Below are 13056 nucleotides of genomic sequence, written 5' to 3' on the forward strand. Positions count from 1 at the left end.
TTTACTCCTTGTGCTAAGTCTGGTTACTGGGCGGCGAGTCCAGGCTGACGCTGCGGACGCCGCGTAAAGGCTCCGGCGACCAGTGAGCAACGGCCCAGTCTAATATTGCCGGAATTTGGGCCTGTTTCAGCGTTGGCGGCGGATTTTGGCCGAGTAAGCTTAACAGCATGAACAAGGTTTGGCGCGGCGATGTTGCGGTCACTGCTTCGGCTCGGGTTTGTTTGCTGAGTTTTTGCCCGGCACGATCGACGATGACCGGCACATGCAGGTAGTTCGGTTCCGGGAAGCCGAGCAGTTTTTGCAAGTATATTTGTTTCGGTGTGGACTCGAGTAAGTCGCAGCCGCGGACGATGTGCGTGATAGCTTGGCGCTGGTCGTCCACCACGACAGCCAACTGGTAGGCGACGATGCCGTCCTTGCGCAGCACGACAAAGTCGCCTTGTTGCTCAGCGATATTCTCGCGGATAGCGCCTTGCAAACCGTCGCAAAATTCGACGCATACCGGCATTGCTTTGACTCGCAATGCCGCCGGATGGTCGGTTTGCTGCGGCCTTAGCCGGCAGTGGCCGGGGTAAATCGGCCCGTCCGCGGCTAACGTACTCCGGCTACAAGTACAGGGATACACGGCATCTTGCTGCCGCAATTCGGCGAGCGCTTGTTGGTATTGGCTTAAATGCCGGCTTTGATAATCGGCCTCTTTGTCCCAATGCAGCCCGAATGCCGCCAGACAATCTAAAATCCGCTCCGCTGCGCCGGGCATGTTGCGCGGAGTGTCGGCGTCGTCGATACGCAGCAGCCATAAGCCGTTTTGGTGGCGGGCATCGAGATAGCTGGCCAGCGCGGTGTAAAGGGAGCCAAGGTGAAGCGGGCCGGTAGGCGAGGGCGCAAACCGGCCGATATAGGGGAGAGGTGGGGCTGGTTCTAGCCTAATTGCTTTTCCCTGATTTCGTCCAATGTCTTGCAATCGATGCACAAGGTTGCGGTCGGTCTGGCTTCCAGGCGGCGAATGCCGATTTCGATACCGCAGGTTTCGCAGTAGCCGTAATTGCCGGACTCGATTTCTTTCAGCGCTTCATCGATTTTTTTGATCAATTTGCGCTCGCGGTCGCGAGTGCGCAGTTCAAGACTGAATTCGGATTCTTGCGTGGCGCGATCGTTAGGATCCGGAAAGTTTGCCGCTTCGTCCTGCATGTGGTGAACCGTCCGGTCCACCTCCATCATCAGTTCGGATTTCCATTTGTTCAAGATGGCGGAAAAGTGTTTTAACTGCGCTTCGTTCATGTACTCTTCGCCTTCTTTTTCCTCATAAGGCTTAAAAGTAAATTCCGCTGCTGCAGGGTTAGAATTGTTCATCCAATGACTCCTGGCGGTCTAAAAAATCGGGGCTTTTTATCAGAATAGCCGGGGGCAAGCAAGAAGTTTGTTATCATGCCAAAGCTTTACCTCTACCCGGATACTGGATTATGAAACAGCACGTCGCCGACAGGATGCGCGGTATCAGTTCGTTTTATGTGATGGAATTATTACAGCGCGCCAAGGAACTGGAGCGGCAGGGCCGGGATATCATTCACATGGAAATCGGCGAACCGGATTTTGCCAGCCCGCCGTTGGTGCTGGAGGCCGGTAACCGTTTTCTCAGCAAAGGCGAAGTCAAATACACCGCTGCAGCCGGCTTGCCCGAATTGCGCGCTGCAGTGGCCGATTTTTACCGTACCCAGTACGGCGTCGATCTGGACCCGCGCCGGGTATTCATAACGCCTGGAGCGTCCGGCGCTTTCCTGTTGGCGTTTGCCACCAGCCTGAATCCTGGCGATAAACTGCTGATGGCCGATCCCTGTTATCCGTGCAACGATAATTTTGTCAGGCTGTTCGACGCAAGCACGCATTTCGTGCCGGTCGGAGCCGAAACCGGCTACCAGTTGAACGCTGAGCTGATTCAGCGCCACTGGCAGCCGCAATGCAAAGGTGCGCTGATCGCCTCGCCGTCCAATCCTACCGGCACCCTGATCAGTCATGCCGATTTGCGAGCTGCGGTGGCGGAAGTCAGGGCGTTGGACGGATGTTTTTATTCCGATGAGATTTATCATGGCTTGGTATATGGCGCTGCCGCTGAAACCGCCTTGCGGTTTAGCGACGAAGTCTTTGTCATCAACAGTTTTTCCAAGTTTTTCGGGATGACCGGCTGGCGGGTGGGCTGGCTGATAGTGCCGGAGAATTTCATCGACGCGGTGGAAAAGTTGGCGCAAAATATTTTTATCGCCACGCCGACTCACTCGCAATATGCGGCGCTGGCGTCCTTCAGCCCGGAGAACATGGACGAATTGCGCCGACGGCGCGACGAGTTTGCGGCGCGGCGCGACTTTCTTTACGATAACCTGCTGAGTTTGGGGTTTAAAATTGCCTGTAAGCCGCAAGGGGCTTTTTACATTTACGCCGATTGCAGCGAGTTTTGCAGCGACAGTTTCGATTTTGCCAGAGGTCTATTGGAAACCGAGGGCGTAGCCGTAACCCCCGGCAAAGATTTCGGCGAACATCTGGCCAATCGCCATATTCGGTTTGCATATACCGCCTCAATCGATAGAATGGCCGCCGCTCTCACCAGACTGGAACGATTCATATGCCGATAAGCCAATATACGCCCGAACAACTTCGCCAGCGTTTGCAGGAAGAAGCGCCGCCGCTGTTGCTCGACGTGCGCGAGCCGCACGAGTTTGCCTATGCCAAAATTGCCGGTAGCGTATTGATTCCATTGCAACAAATCCCGCAACGGCTGGACGAGATACCGACCGACCGGGATATCGTGGTGATTTGCCACCATGGCATGCGTAGCCAACAAGCGTGTAATTATCTGCAACATGCCGGCTTTGAACGTTTGATCAATTTACGCGGCGGTATCGATGCTTGGTCGCTAATCTGCGACTCTTCGGTTCCTCGCTATTAATAAACAATAAATCTATGTTTTTAAAAGAATTCTATGCAATTCAGGATGGCTGTGTCGCGATTAGCGCTGCGCAAGCCAGTATGTTCGCCAAAGAAGTCGCGCACGACTTCAATCCGCTGCACGATGAAGACGCCAAGCGTTTTTGCGTACCGGGCGATTTGCTGTTTTCCCTGGTGTTGGAAAAATACGGTTTGAGCAGCAATATGCATTTCACGTTTTCCGGAATGGTCGGCCACGGCGTGCTGCTTAACTTTCCCGACACCGATTCCGAACAGATCGATGTTACCGATAATCAGGGTAAAACTTACCTGCAAATCCAGCGTTCCGGCAGCCTGACTCGCGATCCGGAGCTAATTGAAACTCTGATTCGGGATTATGTGGCGTTTTCCGGGCAGAACTTCCCGTACGTGTTGGTGCCGTTATTGGCCAAGGAACAAGTGATGTTCAACATAGACCGGCCGTTGGTCATATACGAGAGCATGACCTTGAATTTAAGCCGGCTGGATTTTGCCAAGCCCAAGCTGGAAATGCTGGAGCCGACAATGGAAGTCAACGGTAAGCGGGCTACCGCTTATTTGCATTTTCAAATCCAAGCGAATGGCGAAGTGGTTGGTTCCGGATTCAAGAAGCTGGCCGTCAGCGGCCTGCGCGATTACGAAGCCGAACCGATGCAAGCCTTCGTCGACGACTATCTGGCCCGCAAACACGGCTATCTAGGCGAATTGGCCACGGCGAACGCTTAAGCTGGGCTGCGGCGAGCCGGATTGCGGATATTCGCGTTCGGCTTCGCTATCACAAATCGAGCGAGAACGGTTCCACCAACACCCGGTCGCCGCGTTTAACGCCATCGCATTCGGCGGACAGCACGATAAAACAGTTGGCTACGCTGGCCACCTTAAGTTGATGCGAGTCTTGGGTGCCGGCGGCCGTCACCGCGAATTCGCCGTTGTCCAATTGCCGCAGCACGCCGCGTTGGTATTCGCTGCGGCCCGGAACTTTTCGCAGATCGCTGTCGCTACGGGCGCTTATCTGCAGCGTCTTGGCAGGGCTGGCGCCGAGAAGCCGATCAAGACCGGGTTTTACGAATTTGTTATAAGTGACCAGCACCGCTATCGGATTGCCGGGCAGACCGAAAAACCAGCAGTCGCTTATCTTGCCGAATGCCAATGGCTTGCCGGGTTTGATCGCGAGTTTCCAAAAATGCACTTGCCCGCATTTCTCCAGAATCTGTTTGACGTAGTCGGCGTCGCCTACCGACGCGCCGCCGGTCGAAATCAGCGCGTCGTGTTGCGCGGCCGCTTGAACCAGCATGGCTTCCAAGGCGACCGGATCGTCTTTTACCACCCCCAAATCGTTCGCCATGAAGTTTGGGTCTTCGAGCAAGGCCGCCAGCAAATAGCGGTTACTATCGTAGATTTGGCCGATAGCCAATGCAGAACCGAGCGGCGCCAGCTCGTCGCCGGTGGAAAAATAACCGATTCGCAAACGGCTTTTGACTTCGACGGTACTGATGCCAGCCGCCGCCAGCAAACTAATGTCGCGCGGACTGAGCTTTTTCGGCGCCGCGATCAGCCTCTCTTGGCGCTTAAAATCGCTGCCGGCTAATCGAATGTTTTTTTGAAACAAACACGGCGCGGCAAAGTAGACGCGGTCCGCTTCGACGCGCGTTTGTTCTTGGGCCACGACGCTGTCGGCCGTTTCCGGCACCACCGCGCCGGTAAATATGCGCACGCACTCGCCATTAGCCAGCGAACCGGTAAAAGGTTTGCCGGCCCAGGCAGTGCCGACTACGCGCAGGCTGAATTCGGCGTCTCCGCAGAGTCCGGCGGCGGCAAAGGCGTAGCCGTCCATCGCCGCATTCGGCTGCGGCGGCATGTCGATTGAAGCGAACACGTCCGTGGCCAGGATTCGGCCCAATGCGCTACTCAACTCGACCGACTCTATGGTGGCAATCGGGGCAAGGGTTTGTTGAATCCGCGACAGCGCTTGCTCGGCGGACAGGAGGGTGTTTTGGGGGGGGAAGCAGATATCGTTCACTGAGAGCGGCTCAAAAATTGGTACAGAATAAAGTCGGCTATGGAATCGGTGTCGTTCAGATCCAACCAAGGGCAATCCGGTGGCGTCGCTAGCGGCGAGTCGCTGGCTACGGCGATGATCCAAGGGTCGCTCGGTTGGAGTAAGGGTTTGCCCAGCGTTGGCCGGTGCAGTTCAATTTTTGGAAACGCCTCGTGTCGGAATCCCTCGACCAAAATCAGATCCAGCTCGACAGCGGATAATGCGGCCAGTTGATCAGTCAGCTTTACCTCATCTTGCGGGAGTTCCTCGACGATGGCTCGGCGGTATTTCGAAACCAGCAGCACCGGATTTGCGCCGGATTTGCGCAGCTCGTAGCTATCTTTACCGGGTTTGTCGATTTCGAAATCATGGTGGCTGTGTTTGATTAGGCCGATTTGTAGCGACTTTGCCTTCAGCAACGGAATCAATTTGGTCAACAGCGTGGTTTTGCCGGTGCCGCTGTAGGCCGCAAAGCCCAAAACCGGGGGTGCACAATGGGTCATTAGAAAAAACGTCGTTAATCCAAGCCGAGGTATTCTAAGTTATTATGCAAACCGGTGTTAAGAAAGGACCCGTCGAGAATGGTAAGGATCGGAATAGTTTTGGTGCTGATAATTGGCGTTTTAGCCTATCGCTGGTACATCACAACGCCGTCGCAGGCGGCCAGGCGTCAATTCCGTCGTATTCTTTGGGTTTCGGCGGTTTGCATAGTGGCTGCGCTGTTGTTGACTGGAAGGTTGAACGGTTTGGTGGCTCTGATAGGCGTACTGTTGGCGTTTATGGTCAGAGCAATTCCGTTCATCCTAAATTATGCGCCGCAGTTGCACAGAGTCTGGCGGCTGTTCCAGGATAGGTCGGATGTCGGCCAAGACCATTCGCGGCCTAAGTCCGCAACGGATATGACCCGGGAGCAGGCGTTGCAAATTCTCGGTTTGCAGCCCGACGCCACCGAGGCCGAAATTGTCAACGCTCATCGCATTTTGATATCCCGCATGCATCCCGATCGGGGCGGATCGGATTATTTGGCCGCACAAATCAATCAGGCCAAGAAAACGCTGTTGGGCCGGTAAAGGCAAGTCGACGATAGTCCGTGCGGCGGTCATTTCGAGGCAATTGCCATTGCTGTCGCGGCGTACATTTTTTACGAAAACTGCTAGTCTTAAGCGCTTGAAAATGCCGATGAGGCCGACATTGGAAGACGATATCACTACAGAACTGCGCGTACTGGAGAGTCATTTAGACGGCATGTTAAGTCGCGTGCAGCATAACAGCCTGACGTTGAAACGCCTGCAAAGCTTTGAAATGCGGCTATTGGCGATGAATACTTTGGCAGAGATGATCGAATTCATTTTGGCCGAAACCAAAATTCTGTTCGGTCTGGATGTCGTCAATTTGTGGTTGGTCGATCCGAAGAACGAAATCGCGGCCTATTTGGACAGTGACCATTACGATTACCGGCGGCGCGAGGGCTTGCTGCTTCTGAATCAGGAGGCTCCGCTGTATACCGGCTTTGTCGGCAGCAAGCAGCCGGTGCTTGGCAGTTACCGCGATCACGACTGCGAGCGTTTCTTTCCGGCAGCGCAGCCTAAAAAGCCGGCATCGGTTGTGATCGCCCCCTTGGTGCGCCGCGATAAATACCTCGGTTCCTTGAATTTAGGTAGTTACCGTAGCGACCGTTTTGTGCAGGGCATGGCTACGGATTTCATCGAGCATATTGCGTCGGTGATCAGCATCTGCCTGGAAAACAACCTGAACGTGGAGACCATACGCCGCACCAGCCTGATCGATCCGTTAACCGGCGTCAATAACCGGCGTTTTTTGGAGCAGCGGATCGAAGAAGAACTGGACCGCAGCCAACGTACTCGTGATCCGCTATCCTGTCTGTTTATGGATATCGATTATTTCAAACGCATCAATGACGGCTACGGCCATCAGGCCGGCGATCACGTGTTGGCTGCCGTGGCGACGGTGATCAAAAAACAATTGCGTAACAACGATGTGTTGGCCCGATACGGCGGCGAGGAGTTCGTGGCGCTGTTATCGCAAAGCGATAACAAACATACGGTCGAGATTGCTGAGCGGATTCGCGGCAGTATCGCCGATTTGCGGATCACCTTTGCCGAGCAAACCATTCCGGTGACGATTTCGCTGGGTGCCGCTACTTACCAACCGGCTTTCGCCCTGAAAAAGCCGGTAGCCGAGATTGCGCTGCAATTAATCCAGACCGCCGATGCCGCGCTCTACGAAGCCAAGCGCAACGGCCGTAACCGAGTCGAAAACGGCGGTCTGGTGCTAAGGATGGATGCGGCTTAGTGGTAGCCGTTCGGATTCTGGCTTTGCCAACGCCAGGTATCGGCGATCATTTGGGTTAAATCGCGTTCGGCTGTCCAACCCAGTTTCTGTGCGGCCAGACTCGGATCGGCATAGCAGGCGGCGACGTCGCCGGCCCGGCGCGGCGCGATTTTATATGGTACGTCCTGTCCGGTAACCTGGATAAAGGTGTTGACCATCTGCAAGACGCTGTAACCGTTACCCGTGCCCAGATTGACGGCATCGCAGACCGGGGCGTCTGCCGGCTGGCTCAGCAGGTATTGCAAGGCTTTGATGTGACCTTGGGCCAGATCGACCACGTGGATGTAATCCCTCACTCCGGTGCCGTCGACGGTGGGATAGTCGTCGCCGAATATCGACAGCATCGGCAATTTGCCGATCGCAACCTGCGACAAGTAGGGCATCAGATTATTCGGGATGCCGTTCGGGTCCTCGCCGATCAGGCCGCTACTGTGGGCGCCGATCGGGTTGAAGTAACGCAGGACGACGGTTTGCCATGGATAGGCTGTCTGGTTCAAGCCATCCGCCACGCTGGCGTCGCGCAGAATTTCCTCGATGAACAGTTTGGTGCGGCCGTAGGGATTGGTCGCTTGCAGCGGAAAACTCTCCAAAATAGGCACCGTGTGCGGGTCGCCGTAAACGGTCGCCGACGAACTGAACACCAGCCGTTTGACGTCGGCTGCCGCCATCGTTTCCAGCAAGACCTGGGTGCCGTAAATGTTGTTGCGGTAGTAGCTGAGCGGTTGCTGACAGGATTCGCCGACCGCTTTCAAGCCGGCAAAATGGACGACGGCGTCGACACTGTGGTTGTGGAAGATGCGGCCAAGGGCCGCGGCGTCGGTAATATCGGCTTGGTAAAACACCGGCGCCTTGCCGGTGATGGTTTCGATGCGGCGGAGCGCCTCGACTTTACTGTTGCTGAGATTGTCGACGATAACGATATCGAAACCGTTATTCAGCAATTCCACACAGGTATGGCTACCGATGTAGCCGGTACCGCCCGTCACTAGGATGGTTTGAGCCATATTTCCGTTCCCTGTTTAGCGTTCGAGTATGTCCAGTCCCGGCTCGTCGGAGACGACGCGGGCCAGGGTTGAATTCGGATCGCGACGCAGGCCGGCAAAGTCGAACAAGCCGGTATCGAGCATTTGCGACGGGGCGATGTTTTGCAAGCCGGCGAAGATGGTTTCGATCCGGCCGGGGAATTGTTTGTCCCAAGCGTTCAACATCTGCTTCATCGCCTTGCGTTGCAAATTCTCCTGCGATCCGCACAGATTGCAGGGAATGATCGGAAACTGCTTGAAGGCGGCAAAGCGGTTGATGTCCTTTTCGCGGCAATAGGCCAGCGGCCGGATCACGATATTCTGTTTATCGTCGCTGAGCAGTTTCGGCGGCATTGCTTTCAGTTTGCCGGCGTAGAACAGGTTCAGAAAAAAGGTCTCGATGATGTCGTCGCGGTGGTGGCCCAGCGCGATTTTGGTGATTTTGTGTTCTCTGGCAAAGCCGTACAGCGTGCCGCGCCGGAGCCGCGAGCACAGGCTGCAGGTGGTCTGGCCTTCCGGAATGATGCGTTTGACGATGCTGTAAGTATCGTGTTCGATGATGTGGAACGGTACGCCGATCGATGTCAGGTATTCCGGCAACACGTGTTCGGGAAAGCCGGGCTGTTTCTGGTCCAAATTGACGGCGATGATTTCGAAATTCACCGGCGCGGTTTTCTGCAAATTCAGCAGAATGTCCAGCATGGTGTACGAATCCTTGCCGCCGGATAGACAAACCATGACCTTGTCGTCCGGTTCGATCATGTTGTAATCGGCGATGGCCTCGCCGACGCTGCGCCTCAGGCGCTTTTGCAGTTTGTTGAACTGGGTACGAGATTTTTGGCTGGGATCGGACATGGTGGGAAGAGAGGCGGCCTGGCTAAAGGTGCAGACCGCTTGGCAGTTAACCGTTGTAACGTTGGAAGATCAGCGTGGCGTTGGTACCGCCGAAACCGAAGCTGTTTGACATCACCGTATTCAAGGTCACGTTGTCCTGATATTCGCGGACGATGGGGATGCCGGCGGCACCGGGGTCGAGTTGGCTGATGTTGGCCGACGCGCTCAAGAAGTTTTCTTCCATCATCAGCAGCGAATAAATCGCTTCGTTGACACCGGCAGCACCGAGGGCGTGGCCGGTCAGGGATTTGGTCGAGCTGACTCTGGGCACCGTATCGGCGCCGAATACCGCGCGCATCGCTTCCAATTCGCGGGTATCGCCGACCGGCGTACTGGTACCATGGGCGTTGATGTAGTCGATCGGGTCGTTTACCGTCGCCAGCGCCATTTGCATGCAACGTACCGCGCCTTCGCCGGAGGGTTGCACCATGTCGTAACCGTCCGAGGTGGCGCCGTAGCCGACCAGCTCGGCATAGATTTTGGCGCCGCGGGCTTTGGCGTGCTCGAGCTCCTCGATCACCAAAACGCCGCCGCCACCGGAGATCACGAAACCGTCGCGGGTCTCGTCGTAAGGGCGAGACGCGGTATCAGGGCTGTCGTTATATTTGGACGACAAGGCGCCCATGGCGTCGAACATGACCGACATGGTCCAGTGCAGTTCTTCGCCGCCGCCGGCAAATACGATATCCTGCTTGCCGAGTTGGATCAGTTCCTGGGCGTGGCCGATACAGTGGGCGCTGGTCGCGCAAGCCGAACTGATCGAATAGTTGACGCCCTTGATTTTGAACGGTGTGGCCAGGCAGGCGGTGTTGGTGCTGGACATGGCCCGCGTCACCATATAAGGCCCGACTTTCTTGACACCTTTGGAGCGCAGAATGTCGGCGGAATCGACCAGATTGGAGGTCGACGGCCCGCCGGAACCCATTACCAGGCCGGTGCGGATATTGGAAATATCGCTTTCGTCCAGGCCGGAATCGGCAATGGCCTGTTCCATTGCCAAGTAATTGAAGGCGGCACCGTCGCCCATGAAACGTTTGATCTTGCGGTCTATCGCTTCGTCCAGATCGATGTTAACCGGGCCGTGGACGTGGCTTCTGAAGCCCAGCTCCTGGTAAACCGGGGCGTGCACGATGCCGGAACGGCCGCTCCGTAGCGAAGCGACGACTTCGTTCCGGTTATTACCGATGCTGGAAACGATCCCCAAGCCTGTTACAACCGCGCGTCTCATGTTGGTTTCCTTAGAAATCCTGAGTGGAAGTAAATAAGCCGACCCGTAAATCGGTGGCTTCGTAGATTTGTTTGCCGTCTACTTCCATGACTGCATCGGCGATACCCATCACCAGTTTGCGCATGATCACGCGCTTCAAGTCGATTTTATAGGTGACTTTTTTAGCGGTCGGCAGCACCTGGCCGGTGAATTTCACCTCGCCGCAACCCAGAGCTCGGCCTTTGCCGGGACCGCCGAGCCAGCACAAGTAAAAACCGATCAATTGCCACATGGCATCCAGCCCCAGACAGCCGGGCATGACCGGGTCTCCCTGAAAATGGCAGGCAAAAAACCACAAGTCGGGATTGATATCCAGTTCGGCAATAATCTCGCCCTTGCCGTATTTACCGCCTTCATCGGAAATATGGACGATGCGGTCCATCATCAGCATATTGGGAAGCGGTAACTGCGCGTTTTCCGGACCGTAAAGCTCGCCCCGGCCGGACATCAACAACTCTTCGCGCGTGAAACTGTTCTGCTTCTCCATCCAATAATTACCTGATTCGTGGGTTCAAAAACATCCACCATTATCCAATAATCGGCTTAAAAAATCAGCTCAATTTTTATCCCGGCATCACCTCGCGCAGCAAGTCGTCAAGCTTCAATGAGTCGCGTTGCAAGCGTTGCTGGTAAATCAAAGCGTACATCAGGACCGACGCGACGTAGCCGCGGGTTTCTTTGTACGGTATGTTTTCGATCCAGATATCGGCCGGTAGCGCTTGGCTTCCGGGCAGCCAACGCTTAATTTTGTTGGCGCCGGCGTTGTAGGCCGCGGCAGCTAAAGCGTAGTGGCCGCCGAACTGGTGCAACAGTTTCTTGAAATAAAATGCGCCGTACTTTAGGTTTAGTTCCGGACGAAACAGACTGTCGTCGTCGCCCCAGCTGTCGTGCAGATCGGCAGCGATTTGCCGGCCGGTTTGCGGCATCACTTGCATCAAACCTTTGGCGCCGGCGGGCGAATCGGCCTGACTGTCGAAGGCGCTTTCCTGACGAATCAAACCGTAGATGATGGCGGGATCCAACTGCCTTTCCTGCGCGATTTGCCCGATTTCCCGACTGTATTCCAGCGGAAAGCGCAACTCGACGTCATCCCAATGATTGGCTTTGGCGACGGTAGCGATGGCTAAAGCCGGCGCACGCCAGCGTTGTGCCAGTTTAGCCGCAACCGGCAATAGGTTAGGTTCCAATTTGGCAACGGCGAACTGCCATTGGCGCCTGGCTTCTGCCGGCCGATTCAATACCAGCAGTTCGTTTGCCGCCTGAAAATCGGCTCGGTTGCTTAGCGCTTGCAACTCGGATTCGGCAACTTGTAACGGTCGGTGCGCCAAGTCGATCGCTTGGCCGGATTTAGCGGCGGCCATAAATCCGTAAAAGCTGCGATTTTTCGCCAACTCTACGAATTGGCGGTTAGCGGCTTCGCCTTGGCCGACTGCCGCCAAAGCCCGCGCCTGCCAATAACGCCACTTGTCCCGATTTTTCTCTTCGCTGTTCAAGCGGGCGATGGCGGTGAGCACGTTCGGCCAATCCTGGCTATTCAATGCCGCCCGCACCCGCCATTCCCGGCTCGATTCGTCGTCGGTTTCCAAACGCGACAAGCGCGGATAGGCTTGGGCATCGTGTTTCAATGCCAAGGCCAGGGCCAGTTGTCTTTCGATAAAGGCGGCGCGATCCGGCGCGATGGGCTGCTGCGCTTTTTCCTGATCCCAATATCGTGCCGCCGCTCCAGGATCGCGCTCCAGCCAACGCTCGACGGCATGGCCCAGCATTTCCGGTGCATCTGCCGGTTGATTGCGCCAACCGGTTTCGGTCTGTATGGCTTCCGGTTGCCGATGTAGTTTCAACCAAAGTTCGGCGCGCGGCAGTTCATCAGCGGCCAGGAAACGGGCGAGATACTCGGCCAGCGCCGGATTATCGCGTTTCAAGGCGGCATGGAAACGTTGCCAGACTAGATCGTGATTAAAGTAAGGCGATGCTTGGTAGGCCGCGAACAGGCCGTCACAGTTGTTCGGTTGCGATTTACCGCTCAGCCAAAGTGCGCGGGCGAGAACGAACGCCTCGGGTGTTTGGCCGGTTTCGACGTAGGCCAGGCCGGCGTAACATTGCAAAGCACTGTCGTCGCTGGCTTGGTAATATCTTAAAAAGTCCGGCCAACGTTTTTGTTCGCCAAGGTAAGCCAACCATTTCGGCTTGAGCAAGCCGGCATAGCGGCTGGACCCGTTTTCTGTCAGGAACGCGCGTATCTCATCGTCGGCGGACAAACGGCTTTTCAACCATTGGTATTGCAAATACGGATACAACGGGTAAGTTTTCAAAGTGGCGGCGAGCTGACGGTAGTCGGATTCGCGGTGCGCTGCGATAGCTTGTTCCGCCTGCAGAAAACGTTGGCGCAGATCGCCGATTTCGGAATCTCCGGCCGTCGCCCACGCCGGCAATAGGCTGACGATTGCGGCGAGCATCAGATTTTGGATTAACGACATGGCACTTCCCCGATAATCGGACCATTCGGCCCGGCAAGCTGTTTTGCC

14 protein-coding genes are annotated in these 13056 nt (G+C 55.7%); 5 read left to right on the top strand and 9 right to left on the bottom strand.

Annotation, left to right across the window (positions count from 1 at the left end; all coding sequences use genetic code 11):
* Positions 1 to 13: 13 nt before the first annotated feature.
* Complete coding sequence (gene gluQRS / locus AC0IM9_RS00070) at positions 14 to 973, bottom strand: tRNA glutamyl-Q(34) synthetase GluQRS (RefSeq protein ID WP_482802611.1); 960 nt, start codon at positions 971 to 973, stop codon at positions 14 to 16.
* Positions 922 to 1353, bottom strand: coding sequence for an RNA polymerase-binding protein DksA (gene dksA / locus AC0IM9_RS00075; protein ID WP_054761421.1), 432 nt, complete (start codon positions 1351 to 1353; stop codon positions 922 to 924). The genes gluQRS and dksA overlap by 52 nt, the downstream gene beginning before the upstream one ends.
* A 110-nt stretch (positions 1354 to 1463) precedes the next feature.
* Here dksA and AC0IM9_RS00080 point away from each other — a divergent pair, with 110 nt between their 5' ends.
* From AC0IM9_RS00080 to AC0IM9_RS00090, 3 genes are read left to right on the top strand one after another with little or no spacing between them, the layout of a single operon-like run.
* Positions 1464 to 2627 (top strand): pyridoxal phosphate-dependent aminotransferase, encoded by a 1164-nt coding sequence (locus AC0IM9_RS00080; protein ID WP_482802612.1) that lies wholly within the window; start codon positions 1464 to 1466, stop codon positions 2625 to 2627.
* The gene (locus AC0IM9_RS00085; protein ID WP_482802613.1) at positions 2618 to 2941 is read left to right on the top strand and encodes a rhodanese-like domain-containing protein; all 324 of its coding nucleotides are present in this window, start codon (positions 2618 to 2620) and stop codon (positions 2939 to 2941) included. Before AC0IM9_RS00080 ends, AC0IM9_RS00085 begins: the two co-directional genes overlap by 10 nt.
* Before the next feature lie 14 nt (positions 2942 to 2955).
* Positions 2956 to 3684 (top strand): DUF3581 domain-containing protein, encoded by a 729-nt coding sequence (locus tag AC0IM9_RS00090; RefSeq protein ID WP_482802614.1) that lies wholly within the window; start codon positions 2956 to 2958, stop codon positions 3682 to 3684.
* Positions 3685 to 3733: 49 nt separating this feature from the next.
* Here AC0IM9_RS00090 and moeA read toward each other — a convergent pair whose 3' ends face one another.
* On the bottom strand, positions 3734 to 4978 hold the full coding sequence (gene moeA, locus AC0IM9_RS00095; RefSeq protein ID WP_482802615.1) for a molybdopterin molybdotransferase MoeA: 1245 nt from the start codon (positions 4976 to 4978) through the stop codon (positions 3734 to 3736).
* On the bottom strand, positions 4975 to 5499 hold the full coding sequence (gene mobB, locus AC0IM9_RS00100; protein WP_482802616.1) for a molybdopterin-guanine dinucleotide biosynthesis protein B: 525 nt from the start codon (positions 5497 to 5499) through the stop codon (positions 4975 to 4977). The genes moeA and mobB overlap by 4 nt, the downstream gene beginning before the upstream one ends.
* 207 nt (positions 5500 to 5706) lie before the next feature.
* On the opposite strand from mobB, the gene AC0IM9_RS00105 reads away from it, so the two are divergent.
* The gene (locus tag AC0IM9_RS00105; protein WP_482802617.1) at positions 5707 to 6066 is read left to right on the top strand and encodes a J domain-containing protein; all 360 of its coding nucleotides are present in this window, start codon (positions 5707 to 5709) and stop codon (positions 6064 to 6066) included.
* A gap of 109 nt (positions 6067 to 6175) precedes the next feature.
* Positions 6176 to 7309, top strand: coding sequence for a GGDEF domain-containing protein (locus AC0IM9_RS00110; protein ID WP_445370583.1), 1134 nt, complete (start codon positions 6176 to 6178; stop codon positions 7307 to 7309).
* Here the strand turns inward: AC0IM9_RS00110 and galE are convergent.
* From galE to AC0IM9_RS00135, 5 genes are all read right to left on the bottom strand, one after another.
* The gene (galE, locus tag AC0IM9_RS00115; RefSeq protein ID WP_445370582.1) at positions 7306 to 8352 is read right to left on the bottom strand and encodes a UDP-glucose 4-epimerase GalE; all 1047 of its coding nucleotides are present in this window, start codon (positions 8350 to 8352) and stop codon (positions 7306 to 7308) included. The genes AC0IM9_RS00110 and galE overlap by 4 nt on opposite strands.
* A gap of 15 nt (positions 8353 to 8367) precedes the next feature.
* On the bottom strand, positions 8368 to 9225 hold the full coding sequence (ttcA, locus tag AC0IM9_RS00120) for a tRNA 2-thiocytidine(32) synthetase TtcA (RefSeq protein ID WP_140911275.1): 858 nt from the start codon (positions 9223 to 9225) through the stop codon (positions 8368 to 8370).
* 46 nt (positions 9226 to 9271) lie between these two features.
* On the bottom strand, positions 9272 to 10492 hold the full coding sequence (gene fabB, locus AC0IM9_RS00125; protein ID WP_482802618.1) for a beta-ketoacyl-ACP synthase I: 1221 nt from the start codon (positions 10490 to 10492) through the stop codon (positions 9272 to 9274).
* A gap of 10 nt (positions 10493 to 10502) precedes the next feature.
* Positions 10503 to 11018: a 3-hydroxyacyl-[acyl-carrier-protein] dehydratase FabA gene (gene fabA / locus AC0IM9_RS00130; protein WP_140911277.1), complete on the bottom strand. Its 516-nt coding sequence runs from the start codon at positions 11016 to 11018 to the stop codon at positions 10503 to 10505.
* 76 nt (positions 11019 to 11094) lie between these two features.
* The gene (locus AC0IM9_RS00135) at positions 11095 to 13008 is read right to left on the bottom strand and encodes a transglycosylase SLT domain-containing protein (RefSeq protein WP_278211937.1); all 1914 of its coding nucleotides are present in this window, start codon (positions 13006 to 13008) and stop codon (positions 11095 to 11097) included.
* Positions 13009 to 13056: the final 48 nt, after the last annotated feature.

This window comes from Methylomonas sp. Uni0011 (assembly GCF_056850255.1).